The 22,432-nt window shown below is 63.9% G+C and carries 19 protein-coding genes and 2 pseudogenes; 2 read left to right on the forward strand and 19 right to left on the reverse strand.

The window, feature by feature from the left end:
- Positions 1–332 precede the first annotated feature (332 nt).
- From ACXHGZ_RS18985 to ACXHGZ_RS19055, 15 genes and pseudogenes are all read right to left on the reverse strand, one after another.
- Complete coding sequence (locus tag ACXHGZ_RS18985; RefSeq protein ID WP_480460973.1) at positions 333–1,307, reverse strand: hypothetical protein; 975 nt, start codon at positions 1,305–1,307, stop codon at positions 333–335.
- Positions 1,308–1,316: 9 nt separating this feature from the next.
- Entirely contained in the window at positions 1,317–1,805 is a 489-nt protein-coding gene (locus tag ACXHGZ_RS18990) for an Hcp family type VI secretion system effector (RefSeq protein ID WP_480460974.1), read from the reverse strand.
- A gap of 366 nt (positions 1,806–2,171) precedes the next feature.
- Positions 2,172–2,687 (reverse strand): annotated as a pseudogene (locus tag ACXHGZ_RS18995) (methyl-accepting chemotaxis protein); the annotation flags it as partial.
- 390 nt (positions 2,688–3,077) lie between these two features.
- Positions 3,078–3,770, reverse strand: a pseudogene (locus ACXHGZ_RS19000) (methyl-accepting chemotaxis protein); the annotation flags it as partial.
- A gap of 617 nt (positions 3,771–4,387) precedes the next feature.
- Positions 4,388–5,680, reverse strand: coding sequence for an adenylosuccinate synthase (locus ACXHGZ_RS19005; protein ID WP_196145050.1), 1,293 nt, complete (start codon positions 5,678–5,680; stop codon positions 4,388–4,390).
- 56 nt (positions 5,681–5,736) lie between these two features.
- Positions 5,737–6,924, reverse strand: a complete 1,188-nt coding sequence (locus tag ACXHGZ_RS19010) for an ATP phosphoribosyltransferase regulatory subunit (RefSeq protein WP_084854179.1) — start codon at positions 6,922–6,924, stop codon at positions 5,737–5,739.
- A gap of 412 nt (positions 6,925–7,336) precedes the next feature.
- On the reverse strand, positions 7,337–8,206 hold the full coding sequence (hflC, locus tag ACXHGZ_RS19015; protein ID WP_084854176.1) for a protease modulator HflC: 870 nt from the start codon (positions 8,204–8,206) through the stop codon (positions 7,337–7,339).
- On the reverse strand, positions 8,206–9,387 hold the full coding sequence (hflK, locus tag ACXHGZ_RS19020) for an FtsH protease activity modulator HflK (RefSeq protein ID WP_480460976.1): 1,182 nt from the start codon (positions 9,385–9,387) through the stop codon (positions 8,206–8,208). Before hflK ends, hflC begins: the two co-directional genes overlap by 1 nt.
- A 96-nt stretch (positions 9,388–9,483) precedes the next feature.
- Positions 9,484–10,785 (reverse strand): ribosome rescue GTPase HflX, encoded by a 1,302-nt coding sequence (gene hflX, locus ACXHGZ_RS19025; RefSeq protein ID WP_480460978.1) that lies wholly within the window; start codon positions 10,783–10,785, stop codon positions 9,484–9,486.
- A gap of 12 nt (positions 10,786–10,797) precedes the next feature.
- Entirely contained in the window at positions 10,798–11,058 is a 261-nt protein-coding gene (gene hfq, locus ACXHGZ_RS19030; RefSeq protein WP_003258160.1) for an RNA chaperone Hfq, read from the reverse strand.
- A gap of 93 nt (positions 11,059–11,151) precedes the next feature.
- The gene (miaA, locus tag ACXHGZ_RS19035; RefSeq protein ID WP_480460979.1) at positions 11,152–12,123 is read right to left on the reverse strand and encodes a tRNA (adenosine(37)-N6)-dimethylallyltransferase MiaA; all 972 of its coding nucleotides are present in this window, start codon (positions 12,121–12,123) and stop codon (positions 11,152–11,154) included.
- 1 nt (position 12,124) lies between these two features.
- Positions 12,125–14,023 (reverse strand): DNA mismatch repair endonuclease MutL, encoded by a 1,899-nt coding sequence (gene mutL, locus ACXHGZ_RS19040; RefSeq protein WP_480460980.1) that lies wholly within the window; start codon positions 14,021–14,023, stop codon positions 12,125–12,127.
- The gene (locus ACXHGZ_RS19045; RefSeq protein ID WP_172402933.1) at positions 14,020–15,462 is read right to left on the reverse strand and encodes an N-acetylmuramoyl-L-alanine amidase; all 1,443 of its coding nucleotides are present in this window, start codon (positions 15,460–15,462) and stop codon (positions 14,020–14,022) included. Before ACXHGZ_RS19045 ends, mutL begins: the two co-directional genes overlap by 4 nt.
- Positions 15,463–15,936 carry a tRNA (adenosine(37)-N6)-threonylcarbamoyltransferase complex ATPase subunit type 1 TsaE gene (gene tsaE, locus ACXHGZ_RS19050; protein ID WP_480460982.1) on the reverse strand — a complete coding sequence of 158 codons (474 nt, stop codon included), beginning with the start codon at positions 15,934–15,936 and terminating at the stop codon, positions 15,463–15,465.
- Positions 15,924–16,784, reverse strand: coding sequence for an NAD(P)H-hydrate dehydratase (locus ACXHGZ_RS19055; RefSeq protein WP_480460983.1), 861 nt, complete (start codon positions 16,782–16,784; stop codon positions 15,924–15,926). The genes tsaE and ACXHGZ_RS19055 overlap by 13 nt, the downstream gene beginning before the upstream one ends.
- Before the next feature lie 65 nt (positions 16,785–16,849).
- On the opposite strand from ACXHGZ_RS19055, the gene queG reads away from it, so the two are divergent.
- Positions 16,850–17,974, forward strand: a complete 1,125-nt coding sequence (gene queG, locus ACXHGZ_RS19060; RefSeq protein ID WP_480460984.1) for a tRNA epoxyqueuosine(34) reductase QueG — start codon at positions 16,850–16,852, stop codon at positions 17,972–17,974.
- 43 nt (positions 17,975–18,017) lie between these two features.
- On the opposite strand, the gene ACXHGZ_RS19065 is transcribed toward queG, so the two are convergent.
- Positions 18,018–18,629, reverse strand: coding sequence for a trimeric intracellular cation channel family protein (locus ACXHGZ_RS19065; RefSeq protein WP_070571131.1), 612 nt, complete (start codon positions 18,627–18,629; stop codon positions 18,018–18,020).
- Positions 18,630–18,709: 80 nt separating this feature from the next.
- Positions 18,710–19,252: an oligoribonuclease gene (gene orn, locus ACXHGZ_RS19070; RefSeq protein ID WP_480460985.1), complete on the reverse strand. Its 543-nt coding sequence runs from the start codon at positions 19,250–19,252 to the stop codon at positions 18,710–18,712.
- Between the two features lie 136 nt (positions 19,253–19,388).
- Between orn and rsgA the strand changes: the two genes are divergently transcribed.
- On the forward strand, positions 19,389–20,420 hold the full coding sequence (rsgA, locus tag ACXHGZ_RS19075; protein WP_084854157.1) for a small ribosomal subunit biogenesis GTPase RsgA: 1,032 nt from the start codon (positions 19,389–19,391) through the stop codon (positions 20,418–20,420).
- A gap of 71 nt (positions 20,421–20,491) precedes the next feature.
- Here rsgA and motB read toward each other — a convergent pair whose 3' ends face one another.
- Together motB and motA are read right to left on the reverse strand one after the other, a co-directional pair.
- A complete protein-coding gene (gene motB / locus ACXHGZ_RS19080; RefSeq protein WP_480460987.1) occupies positions 20,492–21,505 on the reverse strand; it encodes a flagellar motor protein MotB in 1,014 nt (337 codons plus the stop codon).
- Between the two features lie 3 nt (positions 21,506–21,508).
- Positions 21,509–22,360 carry a flagellar motor stator protein MotA gene (gene motA / locus ACXHGZ_RS19085; protein WP_480460988.1) on the reverse strand — a complete coding sequence of 284 codons (852 nt, stop codon included), beginning with the start codon at positions 22,358–22,360 and terminating at the stop codon, positions 21,509–21,511.
- Positions 22,361–22,432: the final 72 nt, after the last annotated feature.

A 22,432-nucleotide genomic window follows, 5' to 3' on the forward strand; every position in this document is an offset into this window, starting at 1 on the left:
CAACGATACCGAGACCAGAAGCGCACTCCAAGAAAGGATCAAAACTCTTTTTAGCCTGATCGGAAGTTTATTCATTTCAATCCGATCTGCGACACCCCTCCTAACAAAAGGCCCTGGCATTAACAGCATATTTGCGGCCAAGCAGGTTCGCAGAACCTTTCCTAGAAAACCTGCGGAAGAAAGATTACTCTTATTGTCCCGCACATATTGACACCCCACCAAGCTCGATTCAATAACTTCAACATAACGCAATGCCAAATACGCCATTACACACACACTCAAAGCCACACACATCAATAGAAATGCGGCCATTAGGACTAACACTTCAAAGCTCACTCATATATCCTCCTATAAATTAACTCCCCCACATTTCCAGCCCACCCTTTGCCGAATTCCCCTCCCAACTTACCACCTACAGCCCCTCCAATTACGGCACAAGCAAGCGTTCCCACGCCTGCCGTGGGGACGCCAATGGCTGTACATAATCCGCTAATTACGGCAGCGCCCGCCAATCCGCCACCAGCACTTCCAGCTAAACTTCCTGCCAGTGCACCGCTTTCAATGTATCTAGCCTTTTTACATTCTTCTTCGCGTCCAAACGTGCAGGCCTTATGAATAGATAGCCCTGCAGAGGCCACCTCTAGTCCGATGCCTATATACCCCCCTTTCTTTACAAGATTTGCTGCCTTTGCTACACCTGCGACTTTTTCAACATAGCGTGCTATTTCTCCCGTAGCGAGGTAGCTTTTAGTAGAAAGCTCCAACATCCTTTTTACTGAACCCTGGATGCGTAAACCCGAACCGTACGCAGCCATTTTTCCGAGCTGCTCCTCCAGCCTTACAAATAGCACTTTACGCTTTGCATAAAACTCTTCACGCCCTTTCAGAGCGCCACTACGCATATGCTCATGATATAACAAGTCGATTTTCACCAAAGTATCTTTGATATCATTCAAATATCTCCCCCAGCCATCACTGACCACTCCAACTCCTAGGGAGGCCTGTGCAAGTATGCTTTGCAGCAGGTCAAAATTATCTAAGAAGAAATCATCCACTCCGACATTATTGAATACTATGTCGTGGTGAATGATCGAAGCCTTGGCCATCAAAAAGGCTTCATGACTTGTGCATGACGGAGTACTGGGATCTCCAACGATGACCAGCTCCCCTCCGACGACCACACTGTTGACGATATGTGCATTCAGCACATCAAACTTGGCTCGTTGATTCGCCGACATGGAGATGCCAGCCTTCAACGACTCATAGGTTTGCGCCCGGGCGTTGATAAAACTGCGTGCTTCAGACATGGCCTTCCCTCACGCATATTTCTTGTTGTTGATACGATCCCAACCGCCGGTCACATTGCCGCCGCCGCTGCCATCGAGGCGTTTCTGCCGTGTATAGGTGGTCTTGATACGGCCATAGTTCAGCTGCACGACTTCCAGCGGCACGCCATCGCCAGCGCTCTGGGCGTAGTCGGCGATGATCACTTCCTCGAGCACGACTTCGTAGTACTTGAGCTTTTCGGTGCCAGCCCGGCACACCACCAGCTTCACTTCCTTCAGGTGCTGGCCGGCACAGCTGGCTTCGAGAAGCTTGCTGCTGGCGCTGTCGAGATATTTGGTAAAGGTGAAGTTGGTGAGCGTGGTCCGCCCGGAGGATGCGCCGCCTGCAGAGCTTGCGGTGGCCGAAGTGCTCTGGTGAGCGCCAAACTTGTAGCCGGTGATCTCGATCCAGTTGGGATACTGCGCGTCCAGTGCTTCGCCATTGATGTGCGCGATTTGAATGTAGGCATCAAAAGCCATGCTTACCTCCCTGGTAGTAGATGAGCTGTTCATGAGATGTCGGAGACCGTCATCTTGAGGTCCAGACGAACCTAGCCCCTCTATGAAGGCCGTCGCAATACTGTCGGGAGAAAAAGGCGAAATTCAGAAATTGCCTACATGTTCACCGCTGAAAGCGGATTGATCGCGTTTAAAATTGTTTCAAACAGGGCGTAGGCCTGACTGCCATTTGGGGTTGCGTGAAAGCTGTGCGGGCGGAGTCGGCGTCTCAGCAGGACAACCCAGCTCCGCGATTGCATGGCAAGGGCTTCGCCCTTGATCGCGGGACAAGCCCGCTCCTACAGGGCGGCGCCATAGCCCTGGGAGCGGGTTTGCTTCGCGATGCGGTCACGCCTTGAACTGACCCAGGCTGGCCCGCAATTGCGCCGCCAGGTCGTCCAGCACCTTGCTGCTGGCGGTGGTCTGCATCACCACCTCGGCCGAGCGCTCGGCCTGGGCATGGATGGTCTCCACCCGCCCGCGCACCGCCTGCGCACCGTGGGCCTGCTGCTCTGCCGCGCGGGTGGCCAGGCCGATGGCCGAGTGCACCTGTTCCACCGCCGCCTGCACCGACTGCTGGCGGCGTTCGTTGTCGCGCAGCACCAGCAGGCCCTCGCTGGCCTGGCGCCCGGCCTGGCCGATGGTCGCGACGGCCTCCTTGGCGCCCTGCTGCAAGGCGGCGATATGCGCCTGGATGTCTCCGGTCGAGCTTTGCGTCTTGCTCGCCAAGGCGCGCACCTCATCGGCCACCACGGCGAACCCGCGACCGGTCTCCCCTGCCCGCGCCGCTTCGATGGCCGCATTGAGCGCCAGCAGGTTGGTCTGTTCGGCGATCCCATGGATCACAGTCAGCACCACCTCGATCTGCTCACTCTGCTTGGCCAGGCGCTCGATCACCTGGGAGCCGGTCTCCACTTCGCTGGCCAAGTTCTCGATCAACCGTGCCAACTGGGTCGAGGCGCGACTGTTTTCATCGGCAGCGCGACGGATGTCCACCACCTGCTGCAAGGCGGCCTGCATGGCCTGGCTTTCGGCCTGGGCTTCGTCGGCCATGCTGGACAGGTCGCGCAGGCTGGCGGCCACCTCGTCGCGCTGCAGCGCTGCGGCGGCATCGGCGCCGGCATTGCGCTGGGCCATGGTGCCGATTTCCACGCCCGTACGCTGGGCCACTTCACCCGCCTCGCGCACGATGGGCTGCAACTTATCGACGAAGCGGTTGACTGCCGAGGCCATGTCGCCGATCTCGTCACGGCTGTCGAGCGCCACTCGCTTGGTCAGGTCGCCTTCGCCTGCGGCGAGATCATCCAGCGCCCTGATCAACAGGCGCAGCTTGCTGACCACTCGTCGCCCCAGCACGACGGCCACCACCAGCAACACCCCCAGGCCCACAAGCACCAGACCGAGGCCTATGCGCCAGCGCAGCTCGGCAGCGGCATCGCGCACAGTTTGTGCGGTGTTGGCCTGCATGGCGGCAGCGCTGCCCTGGGCGGCCTCCAGCCGCGAACGCAATGCCTTGCCGCTGTCGGCCGCCGCAGCCACCAGGCTGTCGCCGACCAGCTGTTCGCCGCTCGCGATCAGGGCGGCGAATCGATCATCCAGGGCCTTGAGCTGTTGCTCCACCCCCGCCATGGAAACCCCCATCACAACCTTGCCGATCTCGGCACCGTTGGGGTTGATAGGGGCCTCGACGTAGTACACCGAGGGGTCCTTGCGCGCTGCATCGAGCACCTTGTCCAGCGCCCGCTCGCCCTGCCCCTTCTCGAGCAAGGCCTTGTTGATAGGGTTCTGCCGGTTCAGATAGCGAGTGAGATGCTGGCCCTGGGCGTCGTCATAGATGACGAACAGTACGTTGGGGTTGCGCTGGGCGCGGCGGGCGAAGTCGGAAAGCGTGGGCACATCGTTATCCCAGATGGCACGCGGTGCCACCGAGGCCAGCAGCTCGGCCATGTCGTTGGCTGAGTCCTTGAGGTTCTTTTCAAGGGTGCTGCGCAATTGCTGCTGTTCGCTTTCAAGACGCGCCGACAGCCCTGCGCTCAAACGCTGGCGGGTGCTGGCAGACAGGCTGTCCAGACCCGAGCGAACGTCCTGGCCGGCATGCTCAAGCTCCGTGGCGAGCTTGCGGCTGTCATTGCCCAGGCGCTCGCCCAATTGCGCCTCCAGGGCAGTGACCGTGCTTCGGGTCAGTGCAACGGCGACCAGAACCTGCACCAGAAGAGCGATACCAAGGGCAACAAACACAGGCCGCAATAGGCGGCTTCGTAACAGTGAAAGGATGGCAGACACGTTGTAACTCCCGTGTTCTTGGCGCCATTACTTTGATGGCACCCACGGGCGTTTCATACAGCAAGGGTTGTGCCGGGGTCAGCGGGGGGAAGTGCCAAGGTTCAGCAAGGAAATGCTTTGTACTGGCCCAGCCAGTTCCCACCTGTCCTGCGCTGTTTCAAAGACACCGCCATACCGGTGGGAGCCGGCTTGCCGGCGATTGGAGGCCAATGCAGGTACGTGCAAATAAAAACGCCGCAGCCCCTTTCGAGGCCGCGGCGTCGGATCAGCCGAACGGCAGATCAGGCAAACGGATGACGCAGGACGATGGTCTCGTTGCGATCCGGGCCGGTCGAGATGATGTCGATCGGCGCGCCGATCAGCTCCTCGATGCGCTTGATGTAGGCGCGAGCGTTGGCCGGCAGCGCTTCCAGGGTCTTGGCACCCAGGGTCGACTCGCTCCAGCCCGGCAGCTCTTCGTATACCGGCTGCAGGCCGATGTAGCTGTCGGCGTCGGTCGGTGCTTCGATGACCGCGCCGTTCTCGTCCTTGTAGCCCACGCAGATGTTGATGGTTTCCAGGCCGTCCAGCACGTCCAGCTTGGTCAGGCAGATGCCCGAGATGCTGTTGACGTCGATGGCGCGACGCAGGATCACGGCATCGAACCAGCCGCAACGACGAGCGCGACCGGTGGTGGAACCGAACTCATGGCCGCGCTTAGCCAGGGTGGCACCGGTCTCGTCGAACAGTTCGGTCGGGAACGGGCCGGAACCGACGCGGGTGGTGTAGGCCTTGGTGATGCCCAGGATGTAGTCCAGGTACATCGGGCCGACGCCGGAACCGGTGGAGATACCGCCGGCGGTGGTGTTCGAGCTGGTGACGTACGGGTAGGTACCGTGGTCGATGTCCAGCAGCGAGCCCTGGGCGCCTTCGAACATGATGTCCTTGCCGGCACGGCGCAGGTTGTGCAACTCAGCGGTGACGTCGAGCATCATCGGCTTGAGCTGTTCGGCATAGGCCATGCACTCGTCCAGGGTCTGCTGGAAGTCGATGGCCGGCTCTTTGTAGTAGTTCACCAGCTGGAAGTTGTGGTAGTCCAGCAGCTCGCCGAGCTTGGCGGCGAAGCGCTCGCGGTGGAACAGATCGCCCACGCGCAGGCCGCGACGAGCCACCTTGTCTTCATAGGCGGGGCCGATACCACGGCCGGTGGTGCCGATCTTGGCTTCGCCACGGGCTTTCTCACGGGCCTGGTCCAGGGCCACGTGGTAGGAGAGGATCAGCGGCGCCGCCGGGCTGATGCGCAGGCGCTCGCGCACCGGTACGCCCTTCTCTTCCAGCTTGGTGATTTCACGCATCAGCGCGTCCGGGGCAACGACCACGCCGTTGCCGATCAGGCACTGGACGCCCTCACGCAGGATGCCGGAAGGAATCAGGTGCAGAACGGTCTTCTCACCATTGATCACCAGGGTGTGACCCGCGTTGTGGCCACCCTGGTAGCGCACTACGGCGGCAGCATGTTCGGTCAGCAGATCGACGATCTTGCCTTTGCCCTCATCACCCCACTGGGTGCCCAGGACGACGACATTCTTACCCATAACACTTGTCCTCATTCACGCAAACTTGGTTGCCGGCCTTTTGCCGACGAAGAAACTCAATGGGTCAGCGGCAGTACCTGCCAGCGCCCGTCTTGCTGAATCAATTGCCGATCACAATCCGCCTCGAGAGCAGCACTCAACGGCTGGCCAGGCAGGGCCTGGACCACACGCTGGCCCTCGTTGCGCAACTGGCAGACCATCTGCCAGAGGGCCGCATCGCCACTGTCGGGCATCCAGATGCCGCCAGAAGGCAATACGACCTCCGCTCGCCCCAGTGTGACCAGGGTCTTCAAATCCGTGGAGAAACCGGTAGCCGGGCGCGCCCGGCCGAAGTCGGCGCCGATGTCGTCGTAGCGCCCGCCCTGGGCGATCGACTGACCGACACCCGGCACGAACACGGCGAACACCACGCCGGTGTGGTAGTGATAGCCGCGCAGCTCGCCCAGGTCGAAATACAAGGGCAGGTCCGGGTAGCGCGCAGCCAGGCGGTCGGCGATCGCCAACAGGTCGTCCAGCGCGGCCAGCACACCGGCCGGGGCTCGGCCTAGGCGCACCCGGGCCTCGGCCAGCACTTCGCGGCCACCGCACAGCTCGGTCAGGGCGCGCAGCATGTTGCCCAGGTCCTTCGGCAGGTCGGCGGTCAGGGCCTGCACCTCATCGACGGACTTACGCTGCAGGGCATCGAACAACTGCTGCTCGACCGCGCCCGACAGGCCGGCGGCACGGGCCAGGCCACGGTAGATACCGACATGGCCGAGGTCCATGTGCACGTCGGCGACATCGGTCAGCTGCAGCGTGGCGAGCATCAGGCTGATGACCTCGACATCGCTGGTGGGGCTGGCGTCGCCGTACAGCTCGGCACCGAGCTGGATCGGGCTGCGCGAGGTGGACAGGGCCCGGGGCTGGGCATGCAGCACGCTGCCGGCATAGCACAGGCGGCTCGGGCCTTCGCGGCGCAGGGTATGGGCGTCGATGCGCGCCACCTGCGGCGTGAAGTCGGCACGAAAGCCCATCAGGCGACCGGACTGCGGGTCGACCACCTTGAAGGTACGCTGGTCCAGGTCCTGGCCGGCACCGGTAAGCAGCGATTCCAGGTACTCGATATGTGGGGTGACGACCAGTTCGTAACCCCAACTCTGGAACAGGTCCAACACCTGGCGCCGCGCGATCTCGATACGCGCGGCCTCAGGCGGCAGTACTTCCTCGATGCCATCTGGCAGCAGCCAGCGGTCTACCGTTGCCATTACGCCATTTCCCCTCTGGTCCGGGCGGCCTGCCCACAGGCGAGCCGTAAGTGAAGCAGGCATTGGCGCACAGCAGCAGGCAGCACTGATCCCAGCGCCACCACCGTACCCAATACCCTCGAATTGCCTTGCGACCTGGCCAAGCCGTCAACCGGCGGCTTGCCAATCAACCTTGCAGACGCAAAAAAGCCGGGAATTTCCCGGCTGACTGATCATACACCGCTTTTCCTTCAGGATGCACCCCGCTTGGCATTTTAGCTGCCGGGCGGGTGCCTTCCGGCCAGTTGCCGGGGCTGCTTTGCAGCCCTTTCGCGGCACAAGGCCGCTCCTACAGGGGGAACATAATCCTGTAGGAGCGGCCTTGTGCCGCGAAAGGGCCGCACAGCGGCCCCGCCAATTCAAGCCAACCCGATCAAGGCTTGCTCTTGTCCAGGAAGCGGAAGAACTCGTTCTTCGGATCCAGGACCAGCACGTCGCTCTTGCTCGAGAAGCTCTGGCGATACGCCTGCAGGCTACGGTAGAACGCATAGAACTCTGCGTCCTGGGTGTAGGCCTTGGCATAGATGGCAGCCGCCTGGGCGTCGCCGTCACCGCGGGTCTCTTCCGCCTCGCGGTAGGCCTCGGCCAGCAGTACGCGACGCTGGCGATCGGCATCGGCGCGGATACCCTCGGCCAGCTCGTTACCCTTGGCACGGTGCTCGCGCGCTTCACGCTCACGCTCGGTGCTCATGCGGTCGAACACGCTGCGGTTCACTTCCTTCGGCAGGTCGATGGCCTTGACGCGCACGTCGATGACTTCGATACCCAGCTCCTTGCTGGCCATGCGGTTCAGCGAAGCGGTGATGTCGGCCATCAACGCGTCACGTTCACCGGAGACCACTTCGTGCAAGGTGCGCTTACCGAACTGGTCACGCAGGCCGCTTTCCAGACGACGGGACAAGCGCTCGTCAGCGATCTGCTTGAGGCCCGAGGTCGCGGTGTAGAAGCGCTCGGCATCCTTGACCCGCCACTTGGCGTAGGCATCGACCATCACCGCCTTCTTCTCCAGGGTCAGGAAGCGCTGGGTCGGGGCGTCCAGAGTCATCAGCCGGGCGTCGAACTTGCGCACCTGGTTGACGTAGGGAACCTTCACATGCAGGCCTGGCTGGACATCCGCCTGGACCACACGGCCGAATTGCAGCAATACCGCACGCTCGGTCTGGGACACGATGTAGAAGCTGTTCCAGGCCACGATGGCCAGTACTACAGCGGCGATCAGGGCGATCAGCGATTTATTGCTCATCAACGGCTCTCCCTAGAACGCAGCGACTGTTGCTGCTGTTGCATTTCCTGCGCCGCGCGCGCGGCCGCGTCGTTGGCCGAAGCCGGTACGCTGCTGACCGGAGCGGCCGTGTTGCGGCTGCCTTCCACCATCTTGTCCAGCGGCAGGTAGAGCAGGTTGTTCTGCCCATCCTTGGTTGCCACCAGGACCTTGCTCGAGTTGCTGTAGACCTCTTGCATGGTCTCCAGGTACAAGCGCTGGCGGGTCACGTCCGGTGCCTTGCGGTACTCGGCGACCAGCTTGGTGAAGCGGTCGGCCTCACCCTTGGCACGGGCGATGACTTCATCGCGGTAGCCGTTGGCGTCCTCGATGATGCGCTGGGCCTGGCCACGGGCCTCCGGCACCACGCCGTTGGCATAGGACTCGGCCTGGTTGCGCGCACGTTGCTCGTCTTCACGGGCGCGGATCACGTCGTCGAAGGCTTCCTGCACTTCACGCGGGGCTGCCGCGCTCTGTACGTTGACCTGGGTGACGGTGATACCGGTGCGGTAGGTGTCGAGGAAGCGTTGCAGGCGCTCGCGGATATCCACGGCCATCTGCTCACGGCCTTCGGTCAGCACCTGGTCCATCGAGGTGGAGCCCACCACGTGGCGCAGGGCACTTTCGGTCGCATGCTGGAGGCTGACCTCCGGCTGGTCGACGTTGAGCACGAAGTCCTGCAGGTTGGTGATCTTGTACTGCACGGTCAGCGGTACCTCGACGATGTTCTCGTCTTCGGTGAGCATCTGGCCCTGCTTGCTGTAGGCCCGCTCGCGGGTCACGTTCTCGAGGTACTTGCGATCGATCGGCGGGAAGTAGATGTTCAGGCCCGGCCCAACCGTCTCGTAGTACTTGCCGAAGCGCAGCACCACGGCCTGCTCCTGCTCGTCCACCACGTAAACGGCGCTGTACAGCCAGATAGCCGCCAGCACGGCCAGGCCGATGCCCAGCAGGCCGAGGCCACCACCCTTGCCGATATTGCGGTCACCACCGCCACCGCGTTTCTTGCCGCTGCCGAACATGCCGTTCAGGCTGTCCTGCAGCTTGCGGAAGGCCTCGTCCAGATCCGGTGGACCTTTCTTGTCGCCACCACCGCCGCCGCCACGGCGGCCGCCCCAGGGATCCTGATTGTTCGAGTTGCCACCCGGCTCGTTCCAAGCCATAGCGCTCTCCATCTGATAAAGCAAAGACGCGCCCACGGCGCGCCGTCCAATGCTACAGAATGCCTGCTTCGGCCGCCCGGCGACCTCGACGGGCATTTATTGCAAAGTGTGTTGCTCGATGAACAGTTCAGGCTCCATGCCTTCGCGACTGACCAGGCGATTGAGCTCTACCCGGGGCAGCCGCACGCTCAGCAGGCTGCGACCTTCTTCATCGTGCTCTTCGCCTTGCACCGCGCCCAGAGCGAAGAATTGCGCGCGCAGGCGGGCAAGACGCTGTTCCAGGCGCAGGGTTCCGACATACAGATCATCCCCCAGCAACTCGGCAATCGCCTGGCCAACCAGTTCCAGGCCACGCCCATCACGTGCCGATACCCAGACCCGTTGCGGCTTGCCGTCGGCATCGCGCTGGATCTGCGGCTCGACATCTTCGAGCAGGTCGAGTTTGTTATAGACCTCGAGGATCGGCAAGCCTTCGGCCCCGATCTCACCCAGTACCGCCAGCACCTGCTCGATCTGCTCCATGCGCTCGGGCTCATGGGCATCGATCACATGCAGCAGCAGGTCGGAATTGCTCGATTCCTCGAGCGTAGCCCGAAATGCCTCGACCAGCTTGTGCGGAAGGTGGCGGATGAAGCCCACGGTGTCGGCCAGCACGATCGGCCCCAGGTCGTCCAGCTCGAGCCGGCGCAGGGTCGGGTCGAGGGTGGCGAACAGCTGGTCCGCGGCATACACCTCGGAGGCGGTCAGTGCGTTGAACAGGGTGGACTTGCCGGCGTTGGTATACCCCACCAGCGACACCGACGGGATGTCCGCGCGCTTGCGCCCGCGACGGGCCTGCTCGCGCTGGCTGCGGACCTTTTCCAGGCGCGCCTTGATCTGCCGCAGGCGCACCCGTAACAGGCGACGGTCGGTTTCCAGCTGGGTCTCGCCCGGGCCGCGCAGGCCGATACCGCCCTTCTGCCGCTCCAGGTGGGTCCAGCCGCGCACCAGCCGCGTGCTCATGTGCTCGAGCTGGGCCAGTTCGACCTGCAGCTTGCCTTCATGGGTACGCGCCCGCTGGGCGAAGATGTCGAGAATCAACCCGGTACGGTCGAGTACGCGACACTCGAAGACACGTTCGAGGTTACGTTCCTGACTGGGCGTGAGGGTGTGATTGAAAATCACCAGGTCTACCTGCTCGGCATGGACCAGGTCGCGCAGTTCCTCGACCTTGCCGCTGCCAATCAAGTATTTGGCTGTAGGCTGGTGCCGGGCTATCGTGGCCAGCGAAACGATGTCCGCTCCGGCCGACAGCGCCAGCTCCTGAAACTCCTGCGGGTCTTCGCGCGCCTCAGGGTTCTGACCTTCCAAGTGAACGAGCAGCGCCCGCTCACCACCACCGTGGCGCTCAAAGAACAATGCAGGCTCCTATCAGGCGTTGCCTGGCTCGCTGTCGCCGTGTTCGGAATCGGACGGGCTTGGCAGGCGAACCGGACGGGCAGGAACCACGGTCGAAATGGCGTGCTTGTAGACCATCTGGCTGACGGTGTTCTTCAGCAGTACCACGAACTGGTCGAAGGATTCGATCGAGCCCTGCAGCTTGATCCCGTTTACCAGGTAGATGGAAACCGGGACCTTTTCTTTTCTCAAGGTGTTCAAGTAAGGGTCTTGTAGCGAATGCCCTTTTGACATATGCCGCACTCCTGTAAGGATCAATAGTAAAAAAACAATAAAATCGGTAATTCATGCCGCCCTTTCGCAAGAATAGACGGCAATTGCAGGGACTCAGCTCAATATGGAGACGGTCCCCAGGTATTTCAAGGTGCGGGACAGATTGTCGCAGGCCAGGCTGTCGAGCCACTCCACGCCGGACCAGCCGCGCAACCAGGTGAATTGCCGCTTGGCCAACTGGCGTGTGGCAATGATACCGCGCTCGCGCATCTCGTCGGCCGTGAGCTTGCCATCCAGATGATCCCAGACCTGCCGATACCCCACTGCCCGTATAGACGGCAGCCCGGCGTGCAAGTCACTTCTGGCGCGCAGTGCTCGGACCTCGTCGACGAACCCCTGTTCCAGCATTTGCGAGAATCGTAGCGCAATTCGTTGATGCAAAATGTGACGATCTGTAGGAGCAATCGCCAAACTGGCGACAGTATAGGGCAAATGCCCGCCCGCGCCTGCGTCTGCCGCGCGACTTTCCGCGAATTGACGTTGCCGGTGGGCCGTCATGCTCTGGCCGCTCACCCGGTAGACCTCCAAGGCGCGAATCAGGCGTTGGGGGTCGTTGGGGTGGATACGGGCCGCCGATTCGGGGTCGACCTCGGCCAACTGCCGGTGCAACTCGGCCAGGCCGAACTCGCGGGCCTGGGCCTCGAGCTCGGCGCGCACCGCGGCGTCTGCCGCCGGCATGTCCGCCAGGCCGTCGACCAGCGCCTTGTAGTAGAGCATCGTCCCGCCCACCAGCAGCGGGATCTTGCCGCGGGCGGTGATCTCGGCCATCGCGTCCAGGGCGTCGCTGCAGAACTGCGCCGCCGAATAGCTCTCGGCCGGGTCGAGGATGTCGATCAGCCGGTGCGGATGGGCAGCGAGCACCTCTTTCGACGGCTTGGCCGTGCCGATGTCCATGCCGCGATAGACCAGCGCCGAATCGACACTGATCAGCTCGCACGGCAACACCTTGGTCAGCTCGATGGCCAGGTCGGTCTTGCCGGCCGCCGTCGGGCCCATGAGGAATATTGCAGGGGGCTTGCCGCTCATGTCATCGACCGCGCAGGAAGAGTTTGTCCAAGTCATCCAGCCCAAGCTGGGTCCAGGTCGGACGGCCGTGGTTGCACTGGCCGCTGCGCTCGGTGTTTTCCATGTCGCGAAGCAGCGCGTTCATCTCGGGAATGGCCAGGCGGCGGTTGGCGCGCACGGCGCCATGGCAGGCCATGGTACCGAGCAGTTCGTTCAGGTGCGCTTGAATGCGGTCACTGGTGCCGTACTCCATCAGGTCGGCCAGCACGTCCTGCACCAGGCGGTTGGCCTCGGCCTGCTTGAGCAAGGCGGGGATCTGCCGGATCGCCAGGGTTTCAGGCCCCAGGCGCTGCAACTCGAAGCCCAGGCGCTGGAACCATTGGGCATGCTCCTCGGCACAGTCGGCTTCGCGCTGGCTGAGCGCCAGCGACTCGGGCACCAACAGTGGCTGACCACTCAGGCCCTCGCTGGCCATGGCCACTTTCAATCGCTCGTACATGATCCGCTCGTGGGCGGCGTGCATGTCCACCAGCACCAGGCCCACGGCGTTCTCGGAAAGGATATAGATGCCCTTGAGCTGGGCCAGGGCGTAGCCGAGCGGCGGCACATCGCCTTGGCTCTGCGGCAATGCCACCGGCGCTGCGGCGCCGTCTTCCAGCGGGGCGAAGAACTCACGGTAGACCGCCTGGGCCTCGGCGGCAGGCACCGGTTGCGAAGGCCGAGGCGTGTACTGGTACTGGTAGCCCGACCCACTACCACCTGCGAACGCCTGGCGCGGTTCGGCCTGGGGCTGTTCGAGCACCGGCGAGGCCAGGCGCATCTCGCCCTGGGGGCCGAACTCGCCCACCTGCAGCCCAGTGGGGCGTACGATCTCGGTGGCCGCGGCCGGCGCGGCCAGCTGGTCTTCCGGGCGCACGTCCGCCAGGGCACGGTGCAGCGTGCCATAAAGGAAGTCATGGACCATGCGCCCTTCGCGGAAGCGCACTTCGTGCTTGGTCGGGTGGACGTTGACGTCCACGCCGTTGGGTTCGAGCTCCAGGAACAGCACGAAGGTCGGGTGCCGGCCATTGAACAGCACGTCGCGGTACGCCTGGCGCACTGCGTGAGCCACGAGCTTGTCGCGCACGGCGCGGCCGTTGACGAAGAAGTACTGCAGGTCCGCCTGGCTGCGCGAGAAGGTCGGCAGGCCAACCCAGCCCCACAGCCGCAAGCCATTACGCTCGACATCGATCGGCAGCGCTTGCTCAAGGAAGCCTGGGCCACAGATGGCGCCCACCCGGCGTGCCCGGGTGATCTCATCGGGTGCCTCGTGCAGGCTCAGGACGCTCTTGCCGTTGTGGCGCAGGTGGAAGGCGACGTCGAAGCGCGCCAGGGCCAGGCGACGGATGACTTCCTGCAGGTGATCGAACTCGGTCTTCTCCGACTTCAGGAACTTGCGCCGGGCCGGGGTATTGAAGAACAGGTCGCGCACTTCCACCGAGGTACCGACAGGGTGTGCCGCCGGTTGCACCCGCGGGGTCATGTCCCGGCCTTCGGTCTCCACCTGCCAGGCCTCACCGGCATTGGCGGTGCGCGAGGTCAGGGTCAGGCGCGCCACCGAGCTGATCGAGGCCAGGGCCTCGCCGCGAAAGCCCAGGCTCAGCACCCCTTCGAGATCCTCCAGCTCACGGATCTTGCTGGTGGCGTGGCGGGCCAAGGCCAGCGGCAAGTCGTCGGCAGCGATACCGCCACCGTCGTCACGCACACGCAGCAGCTTCACCCCGCCCTGCTCGACCTCCACGTCGATGCGACGGGCACCGGAGTCGAGGCTGTTCTCCAGCAGTTCCTTGGCCACCGAGGCGGGGCGCTCGACCACCTCGCCGGCGGCGATCTGGTTGGCCAGCCGCGGGCTGAGCAGCTGGATGCGCGAACCACCACTCATCGCTGCGACGCCAGGGTGGTGCCAGGAATGTCAAGGTGCTGGCCGACCTTCAGCTCATCGCTCTTGAGGCTGTTGGTGCTGCGCAGGCTCGCCACGCTGACCTGGTAGCGCACGGCAATCATGGCCAGGGTCTCGCCCGGGCGCACGGTGTGCTCGCGCGGCCCTTGGGCGATCTTGCCGCTGTCACGCAGCCAGGCGATGTAGGTGCCCGGCGGCGGGCTCTGCTGGAAGTACTGACGCACCCCGGTATGGATCGAGCGGGCCAGGGCCTGCTGGTGGCTCTTGGTCGCCAGCTTGGCCGCTTCGTTGGCATTGGAGATGAACCCGGTTTCGACGAGGATCGACGGAATGTCAGGCGACTTCAGCACCATGAACCCAGCTTGTTCCACACGCCGCTTGTGCAGCGGGGTGATGCGGCCCATGTTGCCCAGCACTTTCTGCCCCACATCGAGACTGGAACTCAAGGTAGCGGTCATCGACAGGTCCAGCAGCACGCCAGCGAGCATGCGATCCTTGTCGTCCAGGCTGACGTTGCCGGCGCCACCGATCAGGTCGGAACGGTTTTCCGTGTCGGCCAGCCAGCGCGCGGTCTCGGACGTTGCGCCGCGGTCGGACAGGGCGAACACCGAGGCGCCGAAGGCGGCCCGCGACGGCGCGGCGTCGGCATGGATCGAAATGAACAGGTCGGCACCCTTCTTGCGGGCGATCTCGGTGCGCTTGCGCAGCGGGATGAAATAGTCGCCGGTACGGGTCAGCTCGGCGCGGTAGCCCTTCTCGGTATTGATCTGGCGCTGCAGCTCGCGAGCGATCTGCAGCACGATGTCTTTTTCGTGCTGGCCGCGCGAACCGGAGGCACCCGGGTCTTCCCCGCCGTGGCCGGCGTCGATGGCGACGACGATGTCACGCTTGCCGCTCGGCACCGGCGGCAGCTTGATCGCTGGCTGTGCTGGGGTCACCGGCACAGCCGGGGTGCTGGCGGGCGTACGCGTGGTCGGGGGTGGCGGCGGCGCGCTGGCGGCGATGGCATCGGCTTCCTGGTCGTACAGGTCGACCACCAGTCGGTTGCCGTACTGGGCATTGGGCGCCAGGGTGAAGCTCTTGGGCGTGACGGCCTTCTTCAGGTCGACCACCACCCGCAGGTCGGTGGGGGTACGCTGGGCCGAACGTACGCTGCTGATCGGGGTATTGGAGGTGGCCACGTTCAGGGCGCCCCCCAAGGTGGCCCCGTTGATATCGATGACCAGGCGGTCTGGCGCGGTCAGGGTGAAGACGCTGTGCTGCACAGGGCCTGACAGGTCGAAGACCAGCCGCGTGTTATCCGGTGCGCGCCACAGACGCATGCTCTTGACTTGAGTGACGGCCAGAGCGTCAACGGTCACCGCTGTCAGCAGCAGCCCCACGACGGCGACCAGTGCGCGTATGCGCATACCTAACCCCATTTACTGTTTGAATTCTGTGGCCAGGGCGGCGCACCAGGCCTCACCGCGCTCCCCCTGCGGCGAAAGGGTCAGCGAACGTCCGCTCGCTTGCGGGCTTATGGTAATGGTCAGGTCGGGCTTTGGCAAAACGCCCGCGCCCTTCTCTGGCCATTCGAACAGGCACAATGGGTCCCCTTCGAAGTAATCGCGGATACCCATGAACTCCAGCTCTTCCGGATCGACCAGGCGGTACAGGTCGAAATGATAGGCACGCACCTCGCCGATTTCGTAGGGTTCGACCACGGTGAAAGTCGGGCTCTTGACCGCACCGATGTGGCCCAGGCCACGGATCAGCCCGCGCGAGAGCGTAGTCTTGCCGGCGCCCAGGTCGCCTTCGAGAAAGATCACGCCATGACCGCCGGTCACCTCGGCCAAACGTGCGCCGAATGCCACGGTGGCTGGTTCGTCGGCCAGAAACAAGGTTATACCTGACACGCTGAATGCTCCTCCAACAATTCACGAATGACCGGAACCAGGTCGCTGGCTGCCAGGCCCCTGCCCTTGGCCCCCAGACGCTCGCCGGCGCAGGCATGCAGCCATACCCCCAGGCATGCGGCAGCCCAGGCGTCCATCCCCTGGGCCAGCAGGGCCGCCAGCACGCCGGTCAGCACATCGCCCAGGCCCGCGCCGGCCATCGCCGGGTGGCCACGCCCGCACAGGGCCAGCTCGCCGCTCGGCGCGGCCACCAGGGTACCGGCCCCCTTGAGCACGCAGATGCTGGCATGCTTGCGCGCCAGCTTGCGGGCCGCGCCCGGCCGGTCGGCCTGCACCGCCTCGGTGGAAATACCCAACAGGCGAGCGGCCTCGCCCGGGTGCGGGGTGAGGATGCTGCCACTGGGCAGGGCCAGAGGCCGATGCGCCAGCAGGTTCAGGGCGTCGGCGTCCCAGACCTGCGGCAGGTGGGCATTGGCCGCCGCCGACAACAGGCTGCGCCCCCAGGCAGCCTGGCCCAGCCCGGGACCAACCACCAGCACCGAGGCACGCTCGAGCACGCCCATCAGCTGGTTGGCCGACTCCACCCCTCGCCACATGGTTTCCGGCAGGCGGGTCAGGCCAGCGGCGACATGCTCAGGACGAGTGGCCACACTCACCAGACCGGCGCCGCAACGCAAGGCGGCCTCGGCGCTAAGCATCACCGCCCCGCCGGTGCCCAGGTCGCCGCCGACCACCAGCACATGGCCGAAATCGCCCTTGTTGGCGTCGGCGCGGCGTGGCGGCAGGTGGGCTGTGTTCACGCTGCTGAGCAGTTGTGGGGCGTTACCGGGGTGTTTGGTCTGGGGCATGGGGTCAAAGGCTCCGATGTCTGGCAGAATTATACGCACCTCCGCCTGTATTGCCTTGTCCATCCATGTCCGCTTGCCTTCCTGACCTTCCCACGCTGGCCCAATCGATCAAGGATTGGGGCCGCGAACTCGGATTCGCCCACGTCGGCATCGCCGGCGTGGCGCTTGGCGAGCATGAACAACACCTGCAACGCTGGCTGGCAGCCGGCTACCAGGGCGAGATGGAGTACATGGCCGCCCATGGCAGCAAGCGCGCCCACCCGGATGAGTTGATACCTGGCACCTTGCGGGTGATATCGCTGCGCATGGACTACCTGCCCGGCGACACCCTCATGGCCCAGCGGCTGGCGCAGCCTGAAAAAGCCTATATCTCCCGCTACGCCCTGGGGCGCGACTACCACAAGCTGGTGCGCAAGCGCGTGCAGCACCTGGCCGAACGCATCCAGCAGGCGATCGGCCCCTTCGGTTTTCGCGCCTTCGTCGACAGCGCCCCGGTGCTGGAAAAAGCCATCGCCGAGCAGGCGGGCCTGGGCTGGATCGGCAAGAACACCCTGCTGCTCAACCGCAAGGCGGGCAGCTATTTCTTCCTCGCCGAGCTGTTCGTCGACCTGCCGCTGCCGGTCGACGAGGCCCAGGTGACCGAGCATTGCGGCCGCTGCCAGGCGTGCCTGGACATCTGCCCGACCAAGGCCTTCGTCGGGCCGTATCTACTCGACGCCCGGCGCTGCATTTCCTACCTGACCATCGAACTCAAGCAGGCGATTCCGGTCGAGTTGCGCCCGATGATCGGCAACCGGGTGTTCGGCTGCGACGACTGCCAGATCGTTTGCCCCTGGAACCGCTTTGCCCGGCCGACCCAGGAGAACGACTTCATGCCGCGCCATGGGCTGGACAACGCAGAACTGGCCGAGCTGTTCCTGTGGGACGAGGCCACCTTCCTTGGCCGAACAGAAGGCTCGCCGCTTCGCCGCGCCGGCTATGAACGGTGGCTGCGCAACCTGGCGGTAGGGCTTGGAAATGCGCCGACCAGCATTCCCGTGGTGGAAGCCTTGCGCGCGCGGCGCGAGCACCCGTCGGAGCTGGTGCGCGAGCATGTGGAGTGGGCGTTGGCGCAGCATGAAAAAACCAGCGTGGCTGAGCCGCCCCCAATCGCCGGCAAGCCAGCTCCCACCAGGCCTGCACCGCCGTAGCGGTGGGAGCCGGCTTGCCGGCGATCGAGCCCGAAGGCCGTAGTCACTGCTGGTCGTTGTAGTGGAACTTGGGCATCTCCCAATGGAACCGGATCGCCAGCAGGCGCACCAGGAACCCACCGAACAAGGTCAGCAGCATGGCCTGCTCGGCCGGCACCTTGAAGTACACGCACCCCAGGTAGAACCAGGCCGCAGCGAACGACACGCTGGCATACAGCTCGCGGCGGAACACCAGGGGAATGTCGTTGCAGAAGATATCCCGCAGGATGCCGCCGAACACCCCGGTGATCACCCCGCTGATCGACGCCACCAGCATGCCCTGGCCCATCTCCAGGGCCGTCATGCAGCCGATCAGGGTGAAGGCCACCAACCCCAGGGCGTCGAGCACCAGGAATAGCGAGCGCAGGTGGCGCATCAGCGGCGCAATGAAGATGGTCAGCAGCGCCGCGAAGCTGGTCAGCACCAGGTACTCGGGATGCTTCACCCAGGTCAGCGGGTAATGCCCCAGCAACACGTCGCGCACCGACCCGCCGCCCAGGGCGGTGACGCAGGCGATCAGCACCACGCCGAACCAGTCCATGCCGCGACGGCCTGCCGAAAGCGCGCCGGTCATGGCTTCGGCGGTGATGGCGACGAGATAGAGCATCAACAACATGGTGCGTGTCCGTGGGGAAAGGCGCGCAGTCTACCCACTCCCGGTGCTTCTAGCCATGTGCCATGCGCACCCGCCGTGGCTTACAGCTTGATGAAGTGCTCGCGGTAGTGGCGCAGCTCGGCGATCGACTCGCGAATGTCGTCCAGGGCCAGGTGGGTCCCGCCCTTCTTGAAGCTGTCACGCACCTGCGGCGCCCAGCGCGCGGCCAGCTCCTTGAGGGTGGAGACGTCCAGGTTACGGTAGTGGAAGAAGCCTTCCAGCTTCGGCATGTAGCGATAGAGGAAACGCCGGTCCTGGCAGATGCTGTTGCCGCAGATCGGCGACTTGCCCTTGGGTACCCATTGCTCGAGGAAGGCCAACGTCTGCGCCTCGGCCTCGGCCATGTCGATACGGCTCTCGCGCACGCGCTGGGTCAGGCCCGAAGCGCCATGGGTGCGGGTGTTCCAATCATCCATACGCGCCAGCACCTCGTCGCTGTGGTGGATGGCGATCACCGGGCCTTCGGCCAGGGTGTTCAGCTCGCTGTCGGTAACGATGGTGGCCATCTCGATGATGACGTCGTTGTCCGGATCCAGGCCGGTCATTTCCAGATCGATCCAGATCAGGTTCTGTGGGTTCTGCATGAAAGGGCTCCTCGAATAGGCGGTCATATTAGCCTAGGCGCGGCCCTTCGTGCCGCAAACGCCAGCGCAAGTGTACGCGTCGGGCCGTGCTAAACTGCCAGCCGTTTTCTTCCTGCCCCGCCGATACGGAACATTCATGGCCAAACGCCAGCTCAACCGCCGCCAGAACTGGCGCATCGAAAAAATCCAGGGCGAGCGCGCCGCTCGCGCCGCCAAACGCGAACAACATGCCCTGCAGGAGCTGGAGGGCGGCGACCTGGGCCCTGAACAGCTGGGGTTGGTGATCGCCCATTTCGGTGTGCAGGTGGAGGTCGAAGCCCAGGATGGCGAAGCGGCGGGCCAGGTGTTTCGGTGCCATCTGCGGGCCAACCTGCCGGCTCTGGTCACCGGAGACCGCGTGGTGTGGCGCGCCGGCAACCAAGGCAATGGCGTGATCGTCGCACAGATGCCGCGCACGGCCGAACTGTGTCGGCCGAACAACCATGGTCAGCTCAAGCCGGTGGCGGCCAATGTCGATCTGATCGTGATCGTCTTCGCCCCGGCGCCCGAGCCCCAGGCCAACCTGATCGACCGCTACCTGGTGGCCGCCGAGCATGCAGGCATCCGCCCGTTGCTGCTGCTGAACAAGGCCGACCTGATCGATGAGCGCAACGGCCCGACCATCGAGGCCCTGCTGGCGGTCTACCGCGACCTGGGCTACCCGCTGCTGGAGGTTTCGGCTCATCAGGGCGATGGCATGCAACGCCTTCAGCAGATGCTCGATACGCACACCAGCGTGTTCGTCGGCCAGTCGGGCGTGGGCAAGTCGTCGTTGGTCAACAGCTTGCTGCCCGAGGTACAGACCCGTGTGGGCGACCTCTCCGAGTGGTCTGGCCAGGGCACGCACACCACCACCACCGCGCGCCTGTACCACTTCCCCAACGGCGGCGACCTGATCGACTCGCCGGGCATCCGCGAATTTGGCCTGGGCCATGTCAGTCGTGATGACGTCGAAGCCGGGTTCATCGAGTTCCGCGACCTGATCGGCCACTGCCGCTTCCGCGATTGCAAGCATGCCCGGGAGCCTGGGTGCGCCTTGCTCCAGGCCCTGGAGGATGGGCGCGTCACGCCGCAGCGTATGAACAGCTACCGCTCGATCATCGCCAGCTTGCCGCAGGATAGCTACTGACGCGGGTGATCTTGGGGCCGCTTTGCGGCCCATCGCGGCGCAAGGCCGCTCCTACAGGTGTTGCGCGGCCATCATTCCTGGGCGTCGTCCATCTTCAGGACGCCATCCTCGAAGATGTTCAGCTTCTGGCGCAGCTCCCGCGGCTGCATCGGTGCCTGGGCGCTGTCGCCCTGGGCAGGCGCTGCCGGCGCCTGGGCACCCGGCGGAGCCGGTTCGGCCGGCGTCTGGGGCGTGCTCTGTTCACCCTCGATGTCGCGTTGGGCCTTCTTGGTCAGGACGATGATGTCGATGCGACGGTTCACCGGGTTGAACGGATCCTTGCGGTCGAACAGCGACGATGAGGCATAACCGACCACTCGTGCCACCTGGTCGTCCGGATACCCCCCCGCCACCAACGCCCGGCGCGCCGCGTTGGCACGGCTGGCCGACAGCTCCCAGTTGCCGAACTCCCCGGTGCCGGCATAAGGCTTGGCATCGGTATGGCCACTGATGCTGATCTTGTTCGGCACCGCCTTGATGGTGTCGGCCATGGCCAGCAGGATGTCCTCGAAGTAAGGCTGCAGACGCGCGCTGCCCAGGTCGAACATCGGCCGGTTCTCGGCGTCCATGATCTGGATCCGCAGGCCGTCCTGGGTGATCTCGAACAGGATCTGGTCCTTGAACTTCTGTAGCTGTGGGTTTTCCTCGACCTTGTTCTGCAACTCCTGCAACAGCAGCTGCAAGCGCTCCTGTTCGACCTGGTCGGCCAAGGTCTCGACCTGGTCCTTGTCCAGCTGGATGCTGGTGTTCGGCGTCGGCTCGGACTTCTCCTCGGGGTTGATGGTCTTCTCCGGCGCCAGCTGCGGCGAGCCGCCGAGGTCGATCACGTAGGGCGTGCCGCTCTCGGAGAAGCCGATCGGGTCCTTGAAGTAACCGGCGATGGCGATTTTCTGCTCGGGCGTAGCCGTGGACAGCAGCCAGAGCACCAGGAAGAACGCCATCATCGCCGTGGCGAAGTCGGCGAAGGCGATCTTCCAGGAGCCGCCGTGGTGGCCGTCGCCATAGCGCTTGACGCGCTTGACGATAATGGGCTGGTTGTTCTCCATGGCTCAGCGACCGCGGACCGCTTGTTCCAGCTCGGCGAAGCTCGGGCGGTGCGACGGGTACAGCACCTTGCGCCCGAACTCCACGGCCAGCGACGGCGGCATACCCGACGCCGAAGCCACCAGCGAAGCCTTGATCGCCTCGTACACGTTCAGCTCTTCCTTGGCATCGTGGCGCAGGGCGTTGGACAGCGGGCCGAAGAAACCGTAGGCGGCCAGGATACCGAAGAAGGTACCGACCAACGCCGCGCCCACGTGCAGGCCGATGGACTTCTGGTCGCCATCGCCCAGCGAGGCCATGGTCACCACGATGCCCAGCACCGCCGCGACGATACCGAAGCCAGGCATGGCGTCGGCCACGCTGGTGACGGCGTGGGAGGGATGCTCAAGCTCTTCCTTCAGGCTCAGCAGCTCCATGTCGAACAGCCCCTCGAGCTCGTGGGGGGCCATGTTGCCGGTGGACATGATGCGCAGGTAGTCGCAGATGAACGCGGTCATGCGCTCATCACCCAGCACCGCCGGGTACTTGGCGAAGATCGGGCTGGCCGCCGGGTCCTCGATGTCCCCCTCGATGGCCATCATGCCTTCGCGGCGGCTCTTGTTGAGGATCTCGTAGACCAGGCCCAGCACCTCCAGGTAGAAGGTATGGGTGAAACGGGTGCCGAACATCTTCAGCGACTTCTTGATCACATGCAGGGTCATGTGACCGGGGTTGGCCTGAAGGAACGCACCGAAGGCCGCACCGCCGATGATCAGCACTTCGAACGGCTGGATCAATGCCGCGATCTTGCCGTGGGAAAGTACGTATCCGCCGAGCACGCTCGCGAATACGACGATGATGCCGATAATTTTAGCCATAGGTTCAGGGCACTTGCTGTCGTGGTCGGGATGAGGGACGGGAGCTTTGAAACTCTTCTTCTACTTATCGGC

The sequence above is a fragment of the Pseudomonas shiyinii genome, from assembly GCF_056725765.1.